We start from the raw sequence: 24,116 nt of genomic DNA on the forward strand, positions 1-24,116 counted from the left end.
GTCGTAACGAAAGCTTGGTCCCGTGAACGCAACCGGTCAGTCCGCAGTCTTCGGCAGGCGCAAGGAACCCCACACGGTCATCATCGCCCGAGGCAACGAGATCAGGCACTTCACGATCCGTCCCTGGCTCGCGGCATTCATCGGCTCGGCACTCGCCGCCATTGCCATCGGCTACCTTCTGGCCACATCCTATCTCGTGCTGCGCGACGACCTGATCGGCGCCACCACCGCGCGCCAGGCGCGGATGCAGCAGGCTTACGAGGACCGCATTTCGGCGCTCCGCGCCCAGGTCGACCGCATCACCAGCAGGCAGCTGCTCGACCAGCAATTGATGGAGACCAAGGTCAGCGAACTGCTCGAGCGCCAGACGCAGCTCAGCCAACGGCATGGCCGTCTCGGCCCGCTGCTCGAACGCGCCGAGAACGATGTCGGAACGGCGCCCGCCAACGATCCGGCCGCGGCCGCCAAGCCCGACAAGCGCGCAGAGGTGACCGGCAGCATCAACCAGCCCGCGCAGACCTACGCGGTCGCCGGCCTGGGCGCCGACCTCGGCACCGCCGACACCAGGCCCTTCTCCTTGTGGTCGACCCGCACCGATCCGCTGCCCAGCGATTCAGCCGCCGATCGCGCCGACAAGCTGTTTGTCTCGATCAACCAGTCGCTGAAATCCATCGAGAATGAACAGCTCAGCCGCATCAGCACGCTCGCGGACAATGCCTACAAAAGCGCCGATGCCATCCAGCAGGCGCTGCAGGCAGCCGGACTGCCGGTCGACAGCGATTTCGGCAAAAACGAAAACGATGTCGGTGGACCGTTGATCCCGCTCAACGCCTCGATGATCTTCGACAGCAAGGTCAAGGAACTGGACGAGGCGCTGGACACGCTCGACCAGCTGAAAAAAGAAGCGCGCCGGCTGCCGCTTGCCAACCCCGCTCCCGGCCACCCCGTCACCAGTCCGTTCGGCGTGCGCACCGACCCCATCCTCGGCACCGCCGCGTTGCATTCGGGCATGGATTTCAGGGCGCCGATCGGCATGGCGGCGCGGGTGACAGCGCCCGGCATCGTGACCAAGGCCGGCTGGAACGGCGGTTATGGCCGCATGGTGGAAGTCGATCACGGCAATGGCTTTGCGACCCGTTACGGGCATCTCAGCGAGATCGACGTGACGGTGGGCGAAAAGGTCGACGCCGGCGCAACTATCGGCAAGACCGGCAGCAGCGGGCGCTCGACCGGCCCGCATCTCCACTATGAAGTGCGGCACAATGGCGAGGCGATCGATCCGCTGCGCTTCCTGACAGTCGGCAAGAAAGTCGCGCAATATCTCTAGCAAGGGCAACCGCTCGCTTGCCGGCTGAATCCGGAAGTCCGGCCGAGCCGCGCCTCTCTCTCGCCAAGCAGTATCCCGCACCGCCAAACCGCTGACGGCCATCAGCCATTATTGCGGCGCGATCGCAACCCGTCGTTTCTTAATGCATGTCGCCCGGAAGTGTCCTCGGTTCCGGGACAACGACATGCATGAAATCAGAAGCTTACAGCAGGTCTGGCGAACCCTATTCGCCGCGACATGCTGTTGCCTCATCACTGATCAACCGAAGGTGAGACGCAGAAAGATCGGCAGCTCGGTCCCGCGTCCCGAGACTTTTTTGAATTCCATTTGACTGAATAAATGTTTGATGCGAACCTTACGTCAAGTGGGGGCGCAAGGCATGGCATTGCGGGGAACCAATCAGGAGTTCGGGCGGCCGTACAACCGGCGCATCGTGCTGGAGTCCATCCGCCGTCATGGCCCGATCGCACGTGGCGACATTGCCAGGCATGTCGGGCTCACCGTCCAGACCGTGTCGACCATCGTTCGCGAACTGGAGGAACAGGGCTACATCCTGTCCGTGCGCGAAGATCCGAAGGGGCGTGGCCTGCCACCGGCGACGCTGCGCATCAACCCGGAAGGCGGCTATGCCGTCGGCATCCACCTGACGCCGCTTGGAATAGACGCCGCACTGATCAATCTCAGCGGCGACGTCATCGAGAGTTCGCGCCGCGAAGCGCCCAACGCGGCGCCCGATCATGCGTTCGACCAGATCGGCGCCATGGTCCGGGACCTGACCGGCAAGCGGCCCGGCGGCCGCGTCATCGGCGTCGGCATGGCGCTTCCCGGCCCGTTCGACGTGGACTCCATGAGCTTCGTCGGCCCGACCACGATGACCGGCTGGAAGCATGTGGCGCTGCGCGAGCGGCTGACGGCCGCGACGGGATTGCCGGCCTTCTTCGAGACCGACATGGCCGCAGCCGCGATGGGCGAGCGGCTCTATGGCATCGGAGCCCGCCATTCCGACTATTATTATCTCTATTTCGGCGTTGGGCTCGGCGGCGCCATGATGCACGACGGCAGCGTTCTGCGCGGCGCCTGGGGCAATGCGGGCGAGATCGGCCACATTCCCGTGGTCGCCGATGGCGAGATTTGCCCCTGTGGCAACCGAGGCTGCCTCGAGCGCTACCTCTCGCTCGAAGCGCGGGGCCGGCGGGCCGGCAATGACGCCGATTGGGTGGCACAGGTCGGCCCGATCTTTCGCAACGCCATCGCCATCATCGAAAACCTCTTCGACCCGGAGACGGTCGTGCTCGGCGGCCTGGCGGCATCGGAGTTGCTCGAACGCCTGGCGGACGCGGCCGAACCGCTGCACAATTCGGTTTCGGCCCGCGCGGACCGCAAGACGCCGCGTGTCATCGTTGCCAGCGGCGGCCAGCATGCCGTGCTGCGCGGCGCGGCGGCACTTGCCGTTTCCGGGGTATTGTCGCCCCGCTTCGGCCAGATGTTCGCCGCCGAACGCGAGCGCGGCCGCGACGTCCTTTCGGCCCGGGAGATTGCCTGATGAGCGAACCCCTGCTGGTGCTCGACAACGTGACCAAGAATTATGGCGCGATCGAAGCGCTGAAGGGGATCAGCTTTTCCATCGGCAAGGGCGAGGTGGTGGCGCTGCTCGGCGACAATGGCGCCGGCAAGTCGACGCTGGTCAAGATCATCGCGGGCGGTCTCGAACCGACGTCGGGCCGCATGGTGTTCGAGGGCAAGGAGTTCCTGGCCCGGTCGCCGGCGGAAGCCAAGGCGGCGGGCATCGAGACCGTCTACCAGGACCTGTCGCTCTGCACCAATGTCGACGTGGTGGCCAATTTCTTCATGGGCCGCGAGATCACCAGGAAGGTGCTTGGCATTCCCGTGCTCGACGAACGCGCCATGGAAGCCGTCGTCGGCAAGGCGCTGGCCAGCGCCGGTACCCGCATTCCTTCGCTGCGCACCAATGTCGAGCATCTCTCGGGCGGCCAGCGCCAGGCCATCGAGCTCAACCGCTTCGTGCACTGGGGCGGCAAGCTCGTGCTGCTCGACGAGCCGTTCGCCGCCCTTGGCGTCGAGCAGACGCGGCGCGGTCTCGACATGATCCGCCAGGTGGCGAGCCAAGGCATCGGCGTCGTCATCATCACGCATATCATGCAGCAGGCTTTCCAGGTCGCCGACCGGATCGTGGTGATCCGGCAGGGCGTCGTGGCGGGCGATGTCGCACGCAACAAAACAAGTCCCGACGCGGTGATCAACATGATCACCGGGGAGACGCTCGCCGGTGCCGGACCGGCGGGCTGAGGGACAAAGAGGGGTCCGGCTTAACAGGGAGCCAACGACATGAAGCGAATACTTCTTGCTGTCATCGGTATCCTGGCACTGGCTTTTGCCACGCTCACGCCGGCATTCGCCCAGTCCAAGGGTATTGTCTACTACATGGTGCCGACATTGCTCGACGAGTTCCAGACCGGCTCCGTGAGCGCGCTGGAGCTGTTCCTGAAACAGACCGGCTATGACATGAAGACGCTGAACGCCGACAACAAGACCGACGCCCAGCAGTCACAGATGAACGACGTCATCGCGCTGAAGCCGGCGGCGATCATCCTGGCCGCCGTAGATTTCAACGCGCTGAAACCATCGATCGAGGCAGCGCGCGCCGCCGGCATTCCGGTGGTCGAGTTCGACCGCCAGATCACGTCGACGCCGTCCGACTTCACCTCGGTCGCGGGCACCGTCGAGATCGGCTACGTCGCCGCCGACCAGGCCGAAAAGCTTCTGAAAGCCAAGAACGGCTCGGTGAAGGGCAAGGTCCTGCAGGTGCTTGGCGACCCCGGCGATCCCTACACGCTCGACATCCAGAAGGGTTTCGAAGAGAAGATGAAGGCGTTCCCGGACGTCAAGATCATCTCGCTGCCGGCCATGCAATGGGAGGCCAGCAATGCCGGCACAATCGTTGCCGACCAGATGCTGGCCAATCCCGACATCGACCTGATCTTCAGCCATGCCGCACACCTGTCCGTCGCCGCCGTCGCCTCGCTCGAGGCCGCCGGCAAGAAGCCGGGCGACGTCATGCTGATGAGCTCGAACGGCGCGCCGGTCGGCCTCGACCTGATCCGCAAGGGCTGGCTCAACGTCGAGGTCGAGCAGCCGCTTTACGCACAGGCCGCGGCCGTCGCCATGTTCATGGACAAGGTCGTCAAGAAGGAAGAGATCAAGCCCGGCGAATACGATGTGCTTGGGCTGAAATCGACCCTCACCAAGGAAGCCTGGGGCCCGAACATCAAAATCCCGGGTGCCGCCATCACCAAGGAGAACGTCGACAATCCGGCCTTCTGGGGCAACCAGAAGCCGCCGACCGATACGGTCAAGTCGGTCGAATAGACAGACGGCCCAGGCGCTCCGGGCCATGCCCGGCCCGGAGCCCTTCCCTGCCCGCATGAAACGAGACGCAGGCAATCTGCCGCGGCCTTGATTGCGCACGCCAACCGGATCGACACATGAACCTTCGCACACGCCACGCACTGGAGTTCGTCCTCGACAACCTCGTCTGGTTCATGCTGCTTTTTGTCCTGGTCGTCTTCTCGCTGTTCATCCCGAACTATTTCCAGCTCGGCATTTTCGCCAACATCATCGAGGCGTCGAGCGTGCTCGGCGTCATGTCGATCGGCCTGGCGCTGGTCATCATTGCCGGTCACATGGACCTGTCGGTCGAATCCGTCGCAGCGCTCAGCGCCATGACGGTCGGCATCCTGTTTTGTTCCTCGGGCATCGGCCTCGGCGTCCAATTGCACCCGGAATGGCTGATGGTTCCGGTCTCGCTGCTGCTGGCGCTGGCCGTCGGCGGCCTCATCGGCGCCTTCAACGGCTATCTCGTGGTCAAGGTCAAGATGAGCGCCTTCATCATCACACTCGCCTCCTACATCTGGGTCCGCGGCCTGGTGCTGGTCATTTCGGGCGGCCGGTCGGCACAGGATCTGGCACCTGCCATCCGCTGGTTCGGCATCCAACGCCTGGTCGGCCTGCCGCTTACCGCCTGGATCGCGGTGGCCTGTTTCGTGGTGTTCTCGCTGATCATGGCCAAGACGCCGTTCGGCAGGCACCTCGTGATGATCGGCGGCAACGAAACCGCGACCTTCCGCGCCGGCATCCGGGTGAACCGCAACCTGATCATCGCCTTCGTCCTCGCCGGCGCCATCGCAGGGCTAGCCGGCTGGCTGCTGGCGATCCGCACATCGGGCGCCACGGCAAATCTTGGCGTCGGTCTACTGTTCAACGCCTTTGCCGCGGTCGTCATTGGCGGTGTCAGCCTGAAGGGTGGTGTCGGTACCTTGCCCGGCGTCTATGCCGGGGTGCTCCTGCTCTCCGCCATCAACACGGCGATCAACCTGATGGGCCTGCCCGCCAACTTCACCCAGGTCATCCACGGCCTACTGGTTCTGGCAGCCGTGCTGCTCGACGCATTCAAGCAAACCATTCGCCAAAGACTGGCGTGAGCGGGGATTGGCATGAGGTGGGGATTGGCATGACAGGACGGTTCGCATGACAGGACGACTGGAAGGCAAGGTGGCGTTGATCATCGGCGGCGCGCGTGGCATCGGCAAGGGCATCGCGCTGCGCTTCGCCGAAGAAGGCGCAAGGCTTGTGCTGGCCGATACGGAGGGCGAGGCCGGGCAAGCAAGTGCGGATGAGCTCGGCGTCCCCTTCATCCGAACCGACATCTCGCAAATGAGCGACGCCGAGGCCGCGGTGGCGCTTTCGCTGAAACAGCATGGCCGCCTCGACATCATCGTCCAGAACGCCGGCATCTATCCCTGGCAGCTGATCGAAAACACCAGCGCCGACGACTGGGACCGCGTCATGGCCGTCAACCTACGCGGCACCTTCAATGCCAGCCGCGCGGCCCTGGTGCCGATGAAGGCCCAGCGCTTTGGCCGCATGCTCTACACCTCCTCCATCACCGGCCCGCACGTCACCAGCCCTGGCCACGGCCATTATTCGGCGACGAAAGCGGGCATCAATGGCTTCATTCGCGCTGCGGCGCTAGAATTCTCCGGGTACGGCATCACCGTCAACGGCGTCGAACCCGGCAATATCCTCACCGAAGCCATCCAGCAGCATCGCGGCGCCGCCTATATCAAGAACATGGAGGATTCGATTCCGCTCGGTCGGCTCGGCAGCCCGCGCGACGTGGCCAACGCCTTCCTGTTCCTCGCCTCGGACGACGCCAATTACATCACCGGCACGACCATTGTCGTCGATGGCGGGCAATTGCTGCCGGAAGGGAAGGATTTCCGTATGGTGCCGCCGTGAGCGAGGCAAGATCAAGCCGGATACGAAAGTATCCTGGCTACCTACTGAAATCTTTTGATATTCGACGTCTACATTTCTCCGAAACCAAGGGCTCGAAATCCCTTGAGAGAAATGGCGCGAGTGACGGGGCTCGAACCCGCGACCTCCGGCGTGACAGGCCGGCACTCTAACCAACTGAGCTACACCCGCGCATTGACGAGCACGTGTCAGCCGTGTTCGTCGTTGGGGCGGTGGATAAGGGGTTCGGTACCGAGTGTCAAGCGCGGGAAGACAGCATAAACGCAAAGTCGAGAAGGTTTTTTGACAGCCGGTGATTTGGTCGCAGATGCGCTCGTCGAACAGGGTGCCGGCTGCTCATTTGGCCTTGCGAAGCCGAGCCTGAGCGCTTAAAGGTCCGGCCGGAGAGGGCGATTAGCTCAGTTGGTAGAGCGCTTCGTTTACACCGAAGATGTCGGCGGTTCGAGCCCGTCATCGCCCACCATTCCAAATCATAGAAATTGCGCTCTTCCGCTCCCAAAACGCTGATAAATCAGTTGCTTGCGCAATCTAAGACGTTTTGTGGTCGCACGTCAACGAGTTGACTTACTGAGCTAATCGCCCCCAAAAACCCGGCCAAATTGCCGTCCGCTGTGACACCAGTGTGACAGGAGGAAGATGATTCCCACACATCAGCTTAAGCGCAAGCGACCTTCTTAGTGGTCATTCCGCGAACATGTAAGTGCTGACCTTAGCCACTTGACTGGCGATTAATTCCGAATGCCTCGACGGTTTTAAGGGTCGAACAACAGGGCCCGATGGCCGTCTTCATCTCCCCCGCACCCAAGCACTTTCCCTAACCTCAAAGCTTGTGCACTTATGCGCGGGTTGGGGTTGGAACAGAAAGTTAAGGCGCATTGCGCCGAAATTCCGAAAACGGCAGCGGGGTTGGACATGCACGCATCGTTGAAAAATGTCCGGTTACTCTCTCTTCGAGATATTGCCCATCATTGGCACAAGCAGCTCAGATTGTCTGAAAGGGTAGTCTTGCTCGAATTGCGAAGGGGCGTTCTCAATCTGCACCGCGTCAGGGCAGGTCAAACCTGGCTGAAGCTGGAGGAGTTTCCGCCAGATGAGAAGCTCCCGCAGGAGGATACGCAAGTCGATCATGACTGGCTAGAAGCCTTCTGCAACAAGCAGACATGGCCGAAGCCGCTGTTCTGGTTTGATTCCGAAAGGGTTGAGCATCATTCGCGGGGACGGCCAGCATATCCCCGGTTTAGAGAGATCGAAGCAGAATTGCGAAGGCGAGGTGCACAGAAGGAAATGGAGACCACGCTGAGTGCAGAGGCGGACTACCTGCAAAGATGGGCTTCTAAGAACTTCTCAGAACTGGCGCCAAGTCAGAAAACGCTCAAGAATACGTTCCGAGGCTTATATAGCCGTTTTAAATCAGACACTTAGTGATACCGATTTTAGGGCCGAATTTTGGGCTGTTTTTTGGGTCTTCCGCTTTGGATAGGTTCGATGTGTCCGACGGGCTGATTAAGGAGCTCTACGAAAGCGGACAGAAAGGAAGACATATGAACAATCGGTATTAAGGAGAATATTTTGAAAGAATCAGATAAATTGAGAGGTGACTTTCTAAAAGATTGCAAAGAGATAGCGACCTACCCCAAAATCCATCAGTTATTACAAGGATATATTGAGAGGCAAGGTTTCGCTGGATCTGCAAATATACCACTGTTGGTCTACCTTGTTTTGCTGACAGGTATGCTGGAAAGGCCTGTTTCACTATTGATCAAAGGACCGTCGGGGGCTGGAAAATCATTCAGTCTCCGTATGGGCAAACAGTTCATACCCTCAGAAGCGTACGAAGAATTTGAGGGCATGTCCGAGAAAGCCATCGTCTATCTCAAGGGGTTTTCCTTGAAGCATAAGCATTTGATCATTGGTGAAGCCTCAGGAATGGCTGATGGTGCCGGTAGGACCCTGCTCCGTCAGCTGCTCAGCGAGGGCAAGGTCAGGTACGCCACGGTAGAAAGCACTGACAAGGGCTTGAAGGGCTCAGAGCTTCCGACGTTGGAAGGTCCGTGCGGCCTCATCATGACAACGACAGCGACCGGTATTCATCCTGAAGATGAAAACAGAATGCTCGCGGTGAACATCCACGAGTCTCCTGACCAAATCGCTGGCGCGCTTGTGGCGATGGCCGAGGGAAAATCCAAAGGGAAAGAGCCACTGAATCTCGAACCTTGGTTTGCTCTGTATCGATACATCAAGCTGGGACCGAAGAAGGTGGTTATTCCCTTTGCCATGGACATCGCAAAGGCGTTGCCGACAACACACGACAAGGTCAAAAGGGACTTCCCTCAGATTTTGGCGTTAATTGAGGCTTCGGCTTTGCTGCACTCCTGCACCAGGGAGATGGACGAGAACGGGGCCGTAATCGCCAACGCTGACGACTACACGGTGGTTTACGATCTTGTGAACGACTGTATCTCGGAGGGTCTTGCCAAGACTGTCCCCGACAACATCAGGACCGTTGTCGAGGCTATCGCGGCGAGGACAGGCAAGGACGCATACGTCGGGCTGAGCAACACCCAGCTTGCCGAAATTCTCAATCGCGATCCGTCCGTGATCAGTAGGACGACAAAGAAAGCCATTGAGGATGGATACCTTGAGAACTCTAATCCCGGCCAGGGCCGGGAAGCCAAACTGGTCATTGGGGGGCGTAAGCTTCCTTCTGGCTCGGCCCTTCCACTGCCGGAAGAGCTATTCGGCGCTCGTGAGGTAACCAACCTGAAGGCGGCTGAATAATTGCAAACTCCTCTCCCCTCGGCAACGCGGGGGGAGGCACTCTCAGCGGACTGCACAAGTGCAATTGTTTTGTGGCCTCGGGGCAGCGCAACAAACCACATCTGGCCCGCCGGTCTAGCCTTCCATATTTTCTAATATTAGTGAGCGGGAACGATGGTGTCGGGTATTATCGGCAATTCGCGATACAGCGCTTTAGCTGCCTCGCTAAGGGGTTTAAGCGGATTCTGACTGCAGTATTTTAGCATAAACGCTAACTGTTCTGAGACAGATGCGGCCGACAAATCGTGCCTCGTGTATGCTCCCGCTTCCTCAACGAGTTCAGCTTGTTTGTTTTTCCCAAGCAAGACTTGCTCCCACCACACATGAGCCATGTTGATCCCGCGCAAATAGCCATCCGCCCAGGACGAGATCATGTCACCGCTATCGTTTTGGTCAGTCGGGCTCCATCGGAGGATCTCGGCGCAAGAGCTGTTTCCCACGCCCATCGAGGTAAAAGGCCCGTTAGCCAGCGATACGGTGCATGACATTACAAGCATGCCTGTGGCGAGTGCCCACTTTCATACGCAATCCTTCCCGCTGGCGGCTTTTGTTTAATATATCGAGGTGTGTATTTTGAGCAACTGGGTTCGTTTCCCGCATGGACTTGCGGGAAGTGCTTGCTGCGAATTTGCGCTGTCTGAGGCACCTAAGAGGGCTGTCTCAAGACGACCTTGCGTATGATGCGGGAGTTGGCCGGAACTACCTCAGCCAGATCGAGAAGGGTAAATATTACGCGAGCCTAAAGTTCGTCGGGAAGCTTTCGGTCGTGCTCCAGGTTGAAGGATGGGAGCTTCTGAAGCCGCCAGAAGGCGTTATCAAGGAATAGACAGTGGGGAAAATAGCCGTCCACAAGGCGAACCGGACAGCCCTAGAAAGAACGTCATTGGAGACCCACGAATGCCAACATGTGCCCCACTCCATGCCCCCGCACCCTTTCATCTGAATATCTGAAATATCATGCTCCAAATCGATGCCCGAACGACGGTTCTCGCGACGGTATCGTGCATCTGATGGTTGAACGCCTTCTGCTCCACGAGGCGATCGGTCATAGCCTTTTGCTCTTCTAGGTAAATCTCTGCGAACCGCTTGGCGTCGTCATTGTCGCGAATACCAGCGGCGGCGACGTGTGATGCCAGCAGTTCTCCAAGTTCGGCGTCCCAAGCTTGACCAATCTCCCTGTGCGATAGGTTAGGGTTGACGTGGCTTCGAAGCAGATCGAAATCGGGGCCGACCATTTCGGCTATCGCGGCTCGGGTGAAGACCACTGTCTCTTTCGCCATGGTGTTCGAAATCCCGGTGTTGGGTGGATGTTACCCCAACAATTTAACAATGGCCAATAGTGCAGGATGGCCCCGCCCACGCATTCTGCGTAAGTTTACAAAACGCAATTTTCCCAAATTGCGCCGGGGCCGTATACGATACCGGTACCCCCCGGCCTACCACCTTCGGCCTTACCGGGCGGCCCTCGCTTGCATCCGCCTTCGTGATACCGATGCCTGTTCAATGAGGTTCAGTGACGCTTTTGGAAAACGTTTACAGCCTGGGAATACAAGGGCGTGCGGCGGTTTCATGCATACTTTTCGGCGTTGCGCGCTGTAAACTTTTGGCCCCTGCATCCTGGCAAATGGGCGCCGGAACAGACGGGATGGTTGCATCTGTAAGCCGTTCATAAAACCCCTGTGAGATTTCTTGAGCTGACCCGTTGATTTCCTTGACATTGAAAGGGCCCAATCGGATGTTCATAAAAGGAGTGTTTAATGAACGGAGGACAGCCGTGAGAAGGGCAGCTTTGTATCTAAGGGTCAGTACCAAGGATCAATCGATAGAAAACCAACGTCTTGAACTTGAGAGGGTGGCTCAGGCAAAGGGCTGGGAGATCATGGCCATCTACCAGGACGAGGGGATCAGCGGGGCCAAGGGACGGGAAAGTCGACCTGCTTTCGACAAAATGCTCAAGGATGCAGTGAGAAACAAATTCCAAGTTCTGATGTCATGGGACGTGTCGCGCCTAGGACGAAGCTTGACCGGCCTGATCGCAGCCTTGGACGACCTTCTTTGTCATCACATCGATCTCTACCTTCATCAGCAAGCGGTTGATACTACGACTCCCTCGGGAAAAGCGATGTTTCAGATGATAGGGGTCTTTGCCGAGTTTGAAAGAAACATGACCAGCGAACGGGTTAAGGCTGGACTTTCCGTAGCGAGGTCTAAGGGCCGGAAGCTGGGGCGGCCGTTCAAATACATTGACACTGCCCAAATGCAGCGCGACCGCGAAGCCGGCATGTCGATCCGAGCCATTGCATGCCAAAATGAAATGTCCGTGGGAAAAATCCATCGGACCCTTGTACGACTTCATAAAGAACGTCCCCTACGCGTGCATAATAGCTCTAATGGAGCGACTACTTTAATCAGCCTAACGCCAGAAGAGCGCGGGACAACTGGATAGTTTTCTTGACATCCGACGCCGATTCCCGCGATCGTGCAGGTTGAAATCCGTCGTCTAATTGAGGAAGCAGCCGCATGCCTGTCGGGCCAGAAATCATAGTCGGTGTTCTAAGTTCGATTGTGTATGACGGTTTAAAACGTCCATATAAAGGGATTGCTGACATCGTCTACCGAAGGAGAGCTATAAATCGCTCACTTAACCAGATACCGGAGCCAGAACGCGGCACAGAGTTGAGACCGGAACTCAACGACCTCATAAGGGTTCTTGGCAATGACCACGGCGTATACGATGACAATGTCGCCCAGTTCTTCTATGAGATCGAACGCAGTGCGATACCTGACGCACTGAAGCACTTTTCAATGTGTGGGAAAGACCCGGAAGCGGCTTACCCGGCGTTTGACTTGCTTTACAAATCGCATGCTCCCTTGCCCTTTCCTGGGCGAGCGCTGTTCGACGCCCTCAATACGGCGATTAAAACTCGATTACATCAAGGCGTAGAGGAGAAGATTCTTTATGAAGCGATAAAGGCAAACACTGGCGAAATCCTTCACCGGCTCGACGCACTCGCGAGCTGCTTAGAGAATGCCCAGTCGCTTGACGTTTTACCCTCAAGCCAGTTCGGAGAACTTCGCATTAAAGTGGCTAAGGGCATTGAGGCAGCAAATAGGCAAGTCAACGTAGAGACCACCCAAGGCACAAAAAAGATTCTCATAAGCAAGCTTGTGATTGCGCCCCGGCTGAGTCCATTGACGCAAAAAGAAATTTTGGCAGCGCATAGGGACGCACACCACGACCGAACTCATAATATTAGTTATATAAACTTTAGACGAACGTTCAGCCGTGTTGTCATCCTGGGAGATCCTGGCGGAGGAAAATCCACTCTAACGCAAATTCTCTGCTACGACCTTGCAACTCAGATCGGCTTGGAAGCGTCAGCGCCCAGACACCCGTCATTTGATACCCGCGATCTTATGATCCCGCTTCGTATCATTCTTAGGACTCTGGAGAAGAAGCAGCAAAAAGATCCATCATACAATATATTTGATTACCTCGTCGATGATATTCGGGTGTACTGCGACAATGACCATACATTAGCTACAAAATTTCTGAAGCAGGCACTGGCGTTAGGTGAGGCAGTTCTGCTTTTTGATGGGTTAGATGAAGTACTGGAAGTTGGCGCAAGACGAGCAATGACCGCTCTGATAGAGCAGTTTGTTCACGCCTACAGCACTTGCCCGTCGATAGTGACGTCAAGAATAGTTGGATATAAGGACGCACCGCTCAGCGACGACTTTGTGATATATACTCTATCTAGGTTGAATAAAGACGAGGTTAGGAAGTTCTCCGGACAGTTGATTCGAGCCGTATCTGGCCTTAAGAAAGCCGAAGCTGAGAAGAAGGCCGAGACGTTTATATCTCAGACTGAGAATACAGCGTCTGATCTAAGAGAGAATCCGCTATTACTCGGTCTAATGGTTTATATTTTCAATGCAAGAGGAGATGTGCCAAATAATAGGCCGGAGATATATAAGGAGTGCTCTATGTTAATGTTTGAGAAATGGGATCAGAGGCGTGACATAATTTTCGATTTCCCGCAGGATTTCAATTTGCTCGACCTATTTGGGTACCTTGCATCGAACATATTTGGCAGTGCGGAGATGGAAGACGGGGTCACCGAGGAGTGGCTGGTTGGAAAGCTGAAATCCTTCTTCTTCTCCTGGTATGATGAGGACAAAGCGCGATCATACGAGGCCGCAAAAGTCCTCGTGAACTTCATCACCGGCCGTGCATGGGTTATGTGCGATATTGGGCCGCACCTATTCAAATTCACACATAGAACTTTCCTAGAGTACTTCTTCGCCAGGCGACTCGAAGAGGAGGCCGGAGGTACAGTTGCACTGCTACAGGGGCATTTAATATCAAAGGTGATTAAAGCCGAGTGGGATGTGGTAAGCCATCTTGCTCTGCAAATCTCGACTTATCGAAGCGGAGTTCGCTCTACCCAAGCGCTCGATGCGCTTCTGAAGTACGGAGCGGACAATCGGCTGGGTCCGGAGGAGGAAACGAATTTCCTGACCTTTATTGCTAAGGCATTGGAGTATTTAATTGTCTCAGAATCTAAAATGCGAGAGGTTTTAGATTATGTTTTTCATCGTTGCATTCACCTCGGCGCCAACTTTAACGTCCGCTCTATTGAGATCATACATGACATCCTTCGCGCAACTCATAAGCGTGCAGCTTTTGTTGAAAAACGGATGCGCGAACAAATTGCACCGATACTTGCAGGTCGAAATTCTACTGATAGATCATTTGCTCTTTACCTGATCGGCGCCAGGTTTACCGGTTTCAGTTCGGGCTCAATGAATGGGTTAGTTACGCCATCTGATCGTGTTTGGAACGCATTTGCAGAGAGCAGGGCGAAGATCCAGAGTGAGGAATTGAAGCGCGCATTCAAGGACGTGGATGAGGCGAGAACGTATATATATATCTACCGGACCGATGTCATTGAGCTATACAGGAAATTTAGAGTTGGTCTTTTCGGGCTGCGTCCGTCAGCACTTGTTCCAGCGGAAATCGCTTCTCTTGCACCTATTCTGTTTCTCTCTACACTTAAAGGGCCAACTCGAACCCGGATCTATTTCGAACCACCGTTTGGTTTAAACGAAAAGCAGGCGTCCGAGCTATTGGAGCTCATTGCAGAGGACATGTTGGTTGAATGGCGTGCAAATCGTGTGAAGGATGTCCTGGGCGGCGGGGACTATATGGCCAACGAGCTGTTCGAGGATTTGATCTTTCGCTCGCGTGAGGATGCTGGTGAAGAGAAGCGGGTGCGGCGAGCTCGACCTAATGTTCGCGAGATTTTTTTGATGCTACTGTTCTTATGGGCAGGACGAAGCTCAAGAGCTATCGCTAGAGTGGGCCCCAAAGCGTTACGGGTACAGCACAAATCCACGTTGTCGCGGCTTGTTGCCGAGGAATGGGCGTTTCCGGCGGACGATCCATATGGTCAAGCTATTTTAGAGATCATTCATTCTCTAAAGGCTGAATTAGGTTCTCTACCGGAACGGTACCGTAGCCTAAATGCGTAACTGCACTATTAGGCTGAGCCATTAGGAGTACAGAGTGATTGGAGCGACGAGCCTTGTCCTTCTGATCTCTTTGCCACATGGGGATGGCGGGCCAGCTGTCGCTTACTTTCCTGTCACACTCCCGTCACAGCAGACGTCGAAGAATGGCGTTTGCTGTTGAGGATTGCGTGTAGCCGAGAAAGATCGTAGACTGCCTTAAGCAGCTGAATTTATTCAGTCTTTCGACAGGAGCGAAGGCGACGTTCAGCGGGAGAGCACTGCATTGACATTGCAGGGGTCACAGGTTCAATCCCTGTTACGCCCACCATCCAACAGATTGAACCAAAGATAAATTCGATCTGTCCGCTTTCCTGAGGCTGTTCGAATTCGCTGCTGTCACAACTCTGGCACAGTGGATGCGATGCAATGGCTACGTTCCGGAAGCGTTTGAATCAAATCGCAGGGTCCAGATTCGACGCCAGGGGCTTTCCACAATTTCAAGGTCATTATTCCTGAAGAAGGAAGACGCTGCGGGATGGCACATTCGGCGCGTGTGATGAGAACCGACAGCCAGAAGACCAGTCGACTGGGTTGGGGAGGCAGGTTGCGTTATCGGTACGGCTTCAGCGCGGCAAAGGCGTCCAAGAGCTTTGGGTCAGCAAAGAGAGTGAGGCACCATTTTTCTAGCTGGGCATAGATCGCTTCAATCTGCTCGTCTTCGGTGGCGGTCTCCAATAACACGTCCCCTAAGGACCTTCTGACTAGAATGAGGGTGTGTTTATTGTTGTTGCCAGGCTGATTTTTCGTGTGAACCACAGCGCCTTGTTTCCGAAGCTCGCCAGCGCGTTGTTCCAGCAGTTCAAGCATCTTGGTTGGCGAGGAGTTCGCCGGGTTCGCGTGGACTCGAATTGCCAGATCGATCCCTTTTTCCGGGTTAATCAGTTGAACGCCGTGGTCCGTAGGGTCGTACAAGAAGCCAATCGCTATTGCGGGCTTCCAAGTACTCTCAGAGAAGACAATGGCCGTTCGTCCCCATGCATCGTGCACCTTGGGAGCGTAGTGATATTTTTGAGGTATGCAGTTCCATTCGTACTCGTTCAGGAGTCGCTGGCAATACCGATCCAATTGACCCTTAAAACCACGAGCGGCAATGAAAGCTTGCATTTCTAGAACCGTGATGGCCCTTCCAGGCCCCAAACCTTCCATATTCATGAAGTACAGGAACTCCTCTATTAACCGATCTTTTGTACTGATGGAACATAGGATGCGATATACATCCCGCCAAAGAACGGCCTTGTAGGACAGACCGTCAAAGTCTGTTTTGGGGAATCTGTCGGCGACCTTCTTCTCATGTGCGCTTGCGCATACGAACGCCAGGAAGCTCCTTTCACCTGCCTTTCTAAGCTTTGCGTACCTTTTGAGCTGGAGCAAACTGCAAGGCGAATCCCATTTGTGCTCAACAACCAAGTTGAACTTGTTCTCCTCGATGTCATATCCAGACACATGAACATCAGGGTAGATCGAGGAGTAATTTTCATCATCGATGTGCGTCAATCGCGTATTGATTTCGACCGAACTCGCTGACACCTGTCCGCTTGTGAGCAGTCTTACCCACTCTCGCATCGCGGTTGGGTTTCTCTTGAGCACGTAAACTAGGGCCTCAGTCAGGAAGTTTTCTTTGGGCGAATGCCCGTCACGTACCCTGAACGAAAAAAGTGCCTTGAAGAGGTTTGGGTCGCCAGAAAGAGGGACCGGCGTCACGCTGCCGATGTCAGGTGCATTTAGATTCATGGCTTAAGACGATGACCAATTTGACGTCGACTGACGCAAGCGTATCTGTGATGATTAGCTGCTGTCGATACGAATGTTTTGAAACAGCGACTAAATTTGCAAAAAATCTGGTTGCCCATTTAACAGTTTGCCAGCGTGCAATTCGCCCCGGGGCCAAGCTTCCGGAGTCGGCGGGGATTACCTCGTCGAGGTGGCGATCTTGCGGATGCTAAGCAAAAGAAAAGGCCCAAGGTGGGTCCCAAGGGCCTAGGGAAGTGGGATAGCACATTCTTGGGGCATAAATGCAGATATTTCAGTCGATCAGCTCTACCGTGTGCTGCCCCCTTGCCGTGTCAATCACAAATGCATGTCCTCCCGGCTCACCGTCATTGTCTATGAGTTTCGCTCTGACAGCTTCCTGACTGGCGTGAGAATACCGCATCAATTGAGCAATCGTCCTGTGACCTGAAATCGAGGCAACCTCAGGAACGGTCAGACCGAGTTCGAACAGCCTAGAAATGGCTTCGTGCCTGAGGTCATGAAAATTCAGACCATCTATTCCTGCCCTCTCTGTCAGCCTGTCCCATTGAAGCCTCATTGCTACCGGCGTGACAGGAAAGGCTAGGTTCGTTGCCTTGGCACCTGCTGGGCGCACAGCCTCCAAAATCGAGACGGCTCGCTTCGTCAAAGGAATGATCCTCGAATAGCCCGACTTCGACTCAGGGATGACCAAGGAGAGGCGTTCGAAATCGACGTGGCGGAACTGGATCGAAAGTATCTCACCACGCCTCATGGCAGTCTCCAGGGCGAACAGTACGAGAGGAGCGACAAGCTTGTTCCTCCCTTTCTTCGTAGCTTCCAGAAGCCTTTCGAGTTCGCCAGCACGAAGTCGCCTTTCCCGCTTATTGTCGACCACTCGGAGCTTCAACCCGTCGAGCGGATTTCTCAGAGGAATTTCCCATTCGACCACGGCATGACGGAACATATGGGAGAGGGGAGAAAGCTCACGCTTCAACGATTTGGGGTTAACTGGCTTGTCTGATCGATGCTTGGGCTCGCTTAATCGCTGATCCCTATAAGTCGCAAAGTCAGCCGTGGTTAGGTCATAGAGCGTCTTCTGACAGATCGGATAGCGGAGGAAGCGGTTTAAGAGGATCGTCTCGACGGCTGAGCCCTTCTTTTTGGGGACAACCTCATCTCGATACCGTGTCACGAGATCGGTAAGGGTCATCGCTTTGAGAGCCTTTCGGTCGGGACCTAGCTCATGCCTGTCATGCTGGCGTTCAATGGTCCTCGCCCATTCGTTGGCGTCTGCCTTTGAGACGAATGACCTTGTTTGGACGGGGAATCCCTGGCGTCTGACTTGGACCTGCCATTTGCCGTTTCGCTTGCGAAGAGTAGCCATTTTTTGCTCCGGTGTGACTGTGCTGTGACAGCAACCGATTGGTCAGCTTTGGAGCTAGAGAGAGATAGCGCTATATCTTTGATTTTGAAGGGGTAATTGGCCTGCTTGGTTAAGCCCTTTTCGAGTGAGCGCTTCGTTTACACCGAAGATGTCGGCGGTTCGAGCCCGTCATCGCCCACCACGTCGATTCAAAGTTCGCAAGACTCCAAATGCCTTCAAAGGCCGAGCGACCACCTACAAAATAGCAACAACTTTCGAAACGTAGCGCGATTGCGGCCGCAGTGTCGGAGCGCCACTGAGACATCAAAGATTTCTGCGTGACGCACGCCAGGCTATTGTAGTGCCCCAAGGCGCTTACTAGCCGTCAACCCAAGGGAGAAGAAGGCCCAAAGGACTATCTCGGCTTGCCTTGATCAAGTCTTCGGCGCAATTTCGGATCGCTTTTTCGATTGGCGCCAGATACATCTTAGCGATCTTCACGGACAACCGAGGTCCCAAGATTGGCGCACCCTGTATTCAGAGTTACGAATTAGGCTTCGCTTGGATCACGTCTACGAGGGGCATTTGATGCGAATTTCACATGCTTTCTTTTTGTTAGTCGTCTCAACTGTGACTATGTACGTCGCAGTCCAATTCGCCGTTGCCGACAAGGCGAAGTCGATACAGCAAGAGCCGATGACTTTTAAGATCATCGAGAATCCCCACTGCGAGAACTGCGTTGTCGTGTTCGCCGACGGCGAGATTTCTGACACGACCATCGACCGCTTTCAGACGACGCTCGATCATCTCGAGAAGTCCACAAACTGGTCGCGAGACAACGCCAGAAAGGGCCTAGGTCCACATTTTATCCTACTTCTTGATTCTCTTGGCGGGCTGGCCAGTCCAGCCTATTCAGTGTCAAGACAAGCTAGAATTTACGGCGCAATAACGGTTGTCGCACGCCCGTCTGTAACAGTTGAGATCGACGGCGCGCTTGATCCCTCATCATGTAATTCTGCCTGCAGCCTCATTTTGATGGGCGGCAAGCAGCGCTTCTCCCACATTTTCTCCAATATCGGCCTCCATCAAATTTATCCTTTAGTCAAGGATAAGCGCAATTTCACGCGAAGCGAGGTTCTGCAATATTTGTCATTTTTCAAAGAAGGATCAGCTGATCTTGCTAGACATATTTCTGAGATGGAAATGGATCAGAGAATTTTTCTGATTGCGATGCAGCAGACGGAAGATGAATTTCATTTTCTCAGTGCTTCAGAGGCCATATCGCTCAAATTGATAAACGCGAATGTTGACTCACTTGTTGGGATTGACCATCGCTCTTAGCATTCCTTGCATTGAATAACCGCATATCCAGGACCATTGACAAAATCTCTTTGGTCAATGCTTTACATCTGATATGCGGGCCTAGGCAAAAACTTCTTGCCCAATCGCTATGTCTTTAGCCCTCAAACTTTTTTAACCCCTTGGCCAGCAGCTCCCCAACCTCCTGCAATGTCGGCATCGACGGTGCGGTGCCTGGACGGGTCACGGAAATGCCGGCAACGGCGCAGGCGAAGCGCACCGCCTCCAGCGGCTCCATGCCGCGCGAAAGTGCTGCGGCCAGGCCGCCATTGAAGGCGTCCCCCGCGCCGGTGGTCTCGACGACAGGGCCGGCACTGATGGCTGGAACATGCTCGGACCGATTCTTCGCGTGCAGCAGCGCGCCCTTGTCGCCGAGCGTGACGATGACCGTACCGACGCCCTTTTCAAGCAGCTTGTCCGCGGCGACGCGCGCTTCATCGACGGAGGAGACTTTCAGCCCGGTCAATTCCTCCGCCTCTGTCTCGTTCGGCGTAAGATAGTCGCAGAGCGTGTAGATGCGGTCGGGAAGCGTTGCGGCGGGTGCCGGATTGAGAATGGTCGTCACCCCTGCCCCGCGCGCGATCTCCAGGGCCCGCATCGCGGCATCGATCGGCTGTTCGAGCTGCGTAACGAAAACACCGGCACTCCTGACAAGGTCGGCATTGGCATCGATATCCTCAGGCGTGATCAGCATGGCGGCGCCGGGGCTGACGATGATGGCGTTGTTGCCGCTTCCCTCCTCGACGAAGATGTAGGCGGCGCCGGTATAGCTGTCCGGCGTGTCGATTGCGGCGCTCTTCACGCCGGCATCCTTCCAGGTCCGCTTGGCCATGTCGGCGAAGGCGTCGACGCCGAGCCTGGTCAGGAATGTGACGTCCGCCCCCAGCTTGCCGGCGGCCACCGCCTGGTTCGAACCCTTGCCGCCTGGTCCCAGCTTGAAGGAATTGCCGAGGATCGTTTCACCCATGCGCGGCTGGCGATCGGCGCGATAGGCGGTGTCGGCAACAAACACACCGAGAATGACGATCGGCTTGCCCGAGGCCATGCCGCTACTCCGCATCCGGCGGCACGACGCCCTTGCGGAAAGCAAAGCAGCCGTAGAACCGGAGTTCGCCGGTCTGGATGACGCAATAGGCCTGCTTGGCTCGCTCGTAGAAGGCGTAACGCTCGACCGGCACCATCGGCCAAGACTTGCCCTCGGCGGCGTCGATCTCCTTCTGCACTTCCTTTTGCACGGTTGGAATCTCGTCCGGCTTGCCGACGATCTCCATGCGAGCGGCCGAGTCGTCGACGAACGTGTCCAGCGGGTAAAGCGACAGCACCGCCTTCACCACCTGCGCCGCCGAGGCATCGATGCGCAGCACCCGACCGAGCGCCGTCTGGCGCGCCACCGAATCGGAGGGAAAGTTGGTATCGGCGATGATCAGGTCATCGCCATGGCCCATCGCCCGCAATGCCTGGAGCACATCGGCATTGAGCAACGGATCGATCCCTTTGAGCATGATGGTCCTCGTGAAGTACGTTTGAGATCAGAGACGCTTGCCGGTCTCGGCATCGAACAGATGGATATGGTCGAGCCTTGGCCGAAGCCTCAGCGTGTCGCCGGGCTTGAAGTCATGGCGCTCGCGAAACAGCGCCACCATCTCGCCGTCGCCGAAGCGCAGGAAGACCAGGGTTTCCGATCCGGTCGGCTCGACCACCGAAATCTTGGCCGGCACGCCATCGGGATGGATCTCGAGATGTTCGGGCCGCACGCCATACACCACGGAGCGCCCCTCCTCGACGGCGTTGTTCGGAGCAACCGGGAACAGCGTTCCGGCAATGTCGACGCCACCCTTGCGCCCGGTGCCCTTGAGCAGGTTCATCGACGGCGAGCCGATGAAACCGGCGACGAAAAGGTTGGCCGGCCGGTCGAAAAGCTCCAGCGGCGCGCCGACCTGTTCGATGCGGCCGTCGCGCATGACGACGATCTTGTCGGCCATCGTCATGGCTTCGATCTGGTCGTGGGTGACATAGATGGTGGTGGTCTTCAGCCGCTGGTGCAGCTCCTTGATCTCGGTGCGCATCTGCACGCGCAGCTTGGCGTCGAGGTTCGAAAGCGGCTCGTCGAACAGGAATACCTGCGGATTGCGCACGATGGCGCGCCCCATGGCGACGCGCTGACGCTGGCCGCCGGAAAGCTGGCGCGGATAGCGCTTCAGATAGGGGCTGAGGTCGAGGATGTCGGCGGCGCGCTTGACCCGCTCGGCAACCACGGCCGGATCGGTCTTGCGCAGCTTGAGGGCGAAGGCCATGTTCTGCTCCACCGTCTTGTGCGGATAGAGCGCATAGTTCTGGAACACCATGGCGATGTCGCGTTTTGCGGGCGGCAGGTGATTGACGACGCGGTCGCCGATGGCGATCGTGCCGCCAGAGACAGTCTCCAGCCCCGCCACCATCCTGAGCAGCGTGGACTTTCCGCAGCCTGACGGGCCGACAAGCACGACGAACTGGCCATCGGCAATGTCGACGCTGACTTCGTGCAGAACCTTGACGGTTCCAAACGCCTTGGCCACCTTGCTTATCGCGACTTGAGCCATCGTTCCCCCATCGGCTCCAATGGCCGTAGGCGCAGAAGCTAACCAACGCGACCGGTCAGGGCAAGCCGGTCTCTTATAGATAAAAACCGTTCTCGTTGACACGGCGTTTGGTTGCGAGAATAGTGACGAGCGCCGATCCGAAACGCTGGTACTCTATCCGAAAAAACGGAACGCGAAGTGACGCAGGTTGGGGTCCTGGTTTCGCATCTGAACAAAGCCAGCGCCCGGCACGATTGGCACTTCGATTCACGACTAACGTTCTGGGAGGAATAGTCCATGCGAGTAGATCTTTACGACAAACTGGTCCGTGCCGGCGCTACAAGGCGCGACATATTGAAGGGCGCGGCCTCCATGGCCGCGATCGCGGCCGCATCCGGCGCCGGACTTGGCGCCCTGACACGCCCGGCTTCGGCCACAAGCGAACTGCGCTCGAAAATCTTGCAGATTCCCGGGGTTGGCAAAGGTCAACCGACCGACGCCGACTTCCAGAAGGTCGGCGAACTCTGCCTCGATGCGACCAAGGCAAGTGTCAAGCAAGGCGAGTTCGCCGGTGTCGAGCTCGCCTTCATGGGCCTCAACAACCAGAATCTGCACAATGTGCTGTTCCGCGGCTTCCTGAAGCCATGGGAGACCTATACCGGCGCCAAGATCAACTGGATCGATCTGGCGCAAGCGGATTACAATGCCCGCCTGCAGCAGTCGATTGCCACCGGAACCGTCGACTTCGACATTGCCGAGATGGGCGCGCCTTTCGAAGGCGATGTCTGCGGCAAGGGCCTGACCTCTGAAATGCCCGACTGGGTCAAGAAGCAGATCGACTTCGACGATCTCGTCAACTACCTCAAGCCGCCGGTCGGCACCTGGGATGGCAAGCAGTATCGCGTCACCATCGACGGCGACACGCACAACTTCAACTACCGCACCGACGTGTTCGCCGACGCAGACCTTGCCAAGCAGTGGAAGGACGGCGGCGGAGCCGGTGAATGGGGCGTACCGAAGACCTGGCAGCAGGTGCAGGCCGTCACCAAGTTCCTCAAGGGCAAGAAATTCAAGGGCCAGGACGTCTATGGCTATCTGGATGCGCCCAAGCCCTGGGGCGGTTTCGGCTTCTACTTCCTGGGCAGCCGTGCCACCGCCTACGCCAAGCATCCCGACGACAAGGCGTGGCTGTTCGACGCCGACACGATGAAGCCGCGCATCAACAATCCGGCCTGGGTGCGCGCCATCCAGGACGTCATCGACGCCTTGCCGTCCGAACCGGCCGACCAGATCAATGCCGACCCGAACACCACCGGTTTCCAGCAATTTCTGGCCGGAACCGGTTCAATGATCCCCTGGTGGGGCGACATCGGTTCCAACGCCAAAACCAACGATTCCTCTGTGATTGGCGACCTTTGCGGCTTCGACATCCTGCCGGGCTCGGATGACGTCTACAATTCCAAGGCCGGCAAATGGGAAAAACTGCCGAGCGGACCGAACTACGCGCCCAACCTCGCCTATCTCGGCTGGGGCGTCTATGTCATGGCCCGCGTCGACGGCGATCCGAAGAAGCACAAGGCCGCCTGGAGCGCGGCGGCGCATCTCGGTGGCAAGGATCTGGCAATCTGGACGGCGATGTATCCGTCCGGATTCCAGTGCTACCGCAACAGCCAGCACGACATCGACGAATGGGTGGCGGCCGGCTACGACAGGGCATTCATCACGAACTACCTCGACTCCCAGTTCAACTCTTACAATCATCCGAATGGCGCTATAGAGCCACGTATCCCCGGCATCTTCCAATACTACAGCGCTGCCGAGGACATCCTGGCCAATACGTTCGCAGGCAAGATGAAGGCACAGGAAGGCGCCGATGCCATCGCCGCTGCCTGGGAGAAGCTGACCGACCAGATCGGCCGCGAGAAGCAGATCAAACTCTACAAGGCCTCGCTCGGCGCATAGGTGGACGTTTGATAAAAGTCACGGCCCGGCGTCACATCATCGCCGGGCCGAGTTTTGACCGGCTCTGCCGGCCATCGTACCAGAAGAGGCG

Annotated in this window: 19 protein-coding genes and 4 tRNA genes; 16 read left to right on the forward strand and 7 right to left on the reverse strand. The window is 56.9% G+C overall.

What is annotated here, in order from left to right:
• Nucleotides 1-22: 22 nt before the first annotated feature.
• The 6 genes from FJ970_RS21830 (at nt 23) to FJ970_RS21855 (ending at nt 6,643) form a co-directional block, all read left to right on the forward strand.
• Nucleotides 23-1,327: a M23 family metallopeptidase gene (locus FJ970_RS21830; RefSeq protein WP_140755246.1), complete on the forward strand. Its 1,305-nt coding sequence runs from the start codon at nt 23-25 to the stop codon at nt 1,325-1,327.
• A gap of 379 nt (nt 1,328-1,706) precedes the next feature.
• Nucleotides 1,707-2,870, forward strand: coding sequence for an ROK family transcriptional regulator (locus FJ970_RS21835; protein ID WP_140755248.1), 1,164 nt, complete (start codon nt 1,707-1,709; stop codon nt 2,868-2,870).
• Nucleotides 2,870-3,634 carry an ATP-binding cassette domain-containing protein gene (locus tag FJ970_RS21840; RefSeq protein WP_140755250.1) on the forward strand — a complete coding sequence of 255 codons (765 nt, stop codon included), beginning with the start codon at nt 2,870-2,872 and terminating at the stop codon, nt 3,632-3,634. Before FJ970_RS21835 ends, FJ970_RS21840 begins: the two co-directional genes overlap by 1 nt.
• Before the next feature lie 39 nt (nt 3,635-3,673).
• Nucleotides 3,674-4,714, forward strand: a complete 1,041-nt coding sequence (locus FJ970_RS21845; RefSeq protein WP_140755252.1) for a sugar ABC transporter substrate-binding protein — start codon at nt 3,674-3,676, stop codon at nt 4,712-4,714.
• 116 nt (nt 4,715-4,830) lie between these two features.
• Nucleotides 4,831-5,826: an ABC transporter permease gene (locus FJ970_RS21850; protein ID WP_140755254.1), complete on the forward strand. Its 996-nt coding sequence runs from the start codon at nt 4,831-4,833 to the stop codon at nt 5,824-5,826.
• 46 nt (nt 5,827-5,872) lie between these two features.
• Nucleotides 5,873-6,643: an SDR family oxidoreductase gene (locus FJ970_RS21855; RefSeq protein ID WP_140755256.1), complete on the forward strand. Its 771-nt coding sequence runs from the start codon at nt 5,873-5,875 to the stop codon at nt 6,641-6,643.
• A gap of 112 nt (nt 6,644-6,755) precedes the next feature.
• Here FJ970_RS21855 and FJ970_RS21860 read toward each other — a convergent pair.
• Nucleotides 6,756-6,832 (reverse strand) — tRNA-Asp (locus FJ970_RS21860).
• Between the two features lie 216 nt (nt 6,833-7,048).
• Between FJ970_RS21860 and FJ970_RS21865 the strand changes: the two genes are divergently transcribed.
• The 4 genes from FJ970_RS21865 to FJ970_RS21880 all read left to right on the forward strand — a co-directional run bounded on the left by FJ970_RS21865 (nt 7,049) and on the right by FJ970_RS21880 (nt 10,304).
• Nucleotides 7,049-7,124: transfer RNA gene (locus tag FJ970_RS21865), tRNA-Val, on the forward strand.
• Nucleotides 7,125-7,513: 389 nt separating this feature from the next.
• Entirely contained in the window at nt 7,514-8,083 is a 570-nt protein-coding gene (locus FJ970_RS21870; RefSeq protein WP_140755258.1) for a hypothetical protein, read from the forward strand.
• A 147-nt stretch (nt 8,084-8,230) separates the two neighbouring features.
• Nucleotides 8,231-9,439 carry a hypothetical protein gene (locus tag FJ970_RS21875; RefSeq protein WP_140755260.1) on the forward strand — a complete coding sequence of 403 codons (1,209 nt, stop codon included), beginning with the start codon at nt 8,231-8,233 and terminating at the stop codon, nt 9,437-9,439.
• Nucleotides 9,440-10,076: 637 nt separating this feature from the next.
• Nucleotides 10,077-10,304: a helix-turn-helix domain-containing protein gene (locus FJ970_RS21880; RefSeq protein WP_140755262.1), complete on the forward strand. Its 228-nt coding sequence runs from the start codon at nt 10,077-10,079 to the stop codon at nt 10,302-10,304.
• Nucleotides 10,305-10,413: 109 nt separating this feature from the next.
• Here the strand turns inward: FJ970_RS21880 and FJ970_RS21885 are convergent, their stop codons facing one another.
• Entirely contained in the window at nt 10,414-10,758 is a 345-nt protein-coding gene (locus FJ970_RS21885) for a hypothetical protein (RefSeq protein ID WP_140755264.1), read from the reverse strand.
• 494 nt (nt 10,759-11,252) lie between these two features.
• On the opposite strand from FJ970_RS21885, the gene FJ970_RS21890 reads away from it, so the two are divergent.
• The 3 genes from FJ970_RS21890 (at nt 11,253) to FJ970_RS21900 (ending at nt 15,316) form a co-directional block, all read left to right on the forward strand.
• Nucleotides 11,253-11,924, forward strand: a complete 672-nt coding sequence (locus FJ970_RS21890; protein WP_227791868.1) for a recombinase family protein — start codon at nt 11,253-11,255, stop codon at nt 11,922-11,924.
• A 74-nt stretch (nt 11,925-11,998) separates the two neighbouring features.
• On the forward strand, nt 11,999-15,013 hold the full coding sequence (locus FJ970_RS21895) for an NACHT domain-containing protein (RefSeq protein WP_140755268.1): 3,015 nt from the start codon (nt 11,999-12,001) through the stop codon (nt 15,011-15,013).
• A gap of 235 nt (nt 15,014-15,248) precedes the next feature.
• A tRNA-Val gene (locus FJ970_RS21900) sits at nt 15,249-15,316 on the forward strand.
• Between the two features lie 285 nt (nt 15,317-15,601).
• Here the strand turns inward: FJ970_RS21900 and FJ970_RS21905 are convergent.
• Together FJ970_RS21905 and FJ970_RS21910 are read right to left on the reverse strand one after the other, a co-directional pair.
• Nucleotides 15,602-16,783, reverse strand: a complete 1,182-nt coding sequence (locus FJ970_RS21905; protein WP_140755270.1) for a hypothetical protein — start codon at nt 16,781-16,783, stop codon at nt 15,602-15,604.
• Between the two features lie 292 nt (nt 16,784-17,075).
• Entirely contained in the window at nt 17,076-18,167 is a 1,092-nt protein-coding gene (locus tag FJ970_RS21910; protein WP_140755272.1) for a tyrosine-type recombinase/integrase, read from the reverse strand.
• 90 nt (nt 18,168-18,257) lie between these two features.
• On the opposite strand from FJ970_RS21910, the gene FJ970_RS21915 reads away from it, so the two are divergent.
• A tRNA-Val gene (locus tag FJ970_RS21915) sits at nt 18,258-18,348 on the forward strand.
• Between the two features lie 359 nt (nt 18,349-18,707).
• On the forward strand, nt 18,708-19,487 hold the full coding sequence (locus FJ970_RS21920) for a hypothetical protein (protein WP_140755274.1): 780 nt from the start codon (nt 18,708-18,710) through the stop codon (nt 19,485-19,487).
• 115 nt (nt 19,488-19,602) lie between these two features.
• On the opposite strand, the gene rbsK is transcribed toward FJ970_RS21920, so the two are convergent.
• From rbsK to FJ970_RS21935, 3 genes are read right to left on the reverse strand one after another with little or no spacing between them, the layout of a single operon-like run.
• The gene (rbsK, locus tag FJ970_RS21925) at nt 19,603-20,550 is read right to left on the reverse strand and encodes a ribokinase (RefSeq protein WP_140755276.1); all 948 of its coding nucleotides are present in this window, start codon (nt 20,548-20,550) and stop codon (nt 19,603-19,605) included.
• 4 nt (nt 20,551-20,554) lie between these two features.
• Entirely contained in the window at nt 20,555-21,007 is a 453-nt protein-coding gene (locus FJ970_RS21930) for an RbsD/FucU family protein (RefSeq protein ID WP_140755278.1), read from the reverse strand.
• A gap of 27 nt (nt 21,008-21,034) precedes the next feature.
• The gene (locus FJ970_RS21935; RefSeq protein WP_140755280.1) at nt 21,035-22,084 is read right to left on the reverse strand and encodes an ABC transporter ATP-binding protein; all 1,050 of its coding nucleotides are present in this window, start codon (nt 22,082-22,084) and stop codon (nt 21,035-21,037) included.
• Nucleotides 22,085-22,360: 276 nt separating this feature from the next.
• Between FJ970_RS21935 and FJ970_RS21940 the strand changes: the two genes are divergently transcribed.
• A complete protein-coding gene (locus FJ970_RS21940; RefSeq protein WP_140755282.1) occupies nt 22,361-24,025 on the forward strand; it encodes a sugar ABC transporter substrate-binding protein in 1,665 nt (554 codons plus the stop codon).
• The last annotated feature ends 91 nt before the right edge of the window (nt 24,026-24,116 follow it).

The sequence above is a fragment of the Mesorhizobium sp. B2-1-8 genome, assembly GCF_006442545.2.
Classification (GTDB): Bacteria; Pseudomonadota; Alphaproteobacteria; order Rhizobiales; family Rhizobiaceae; genus Mesorhizobium.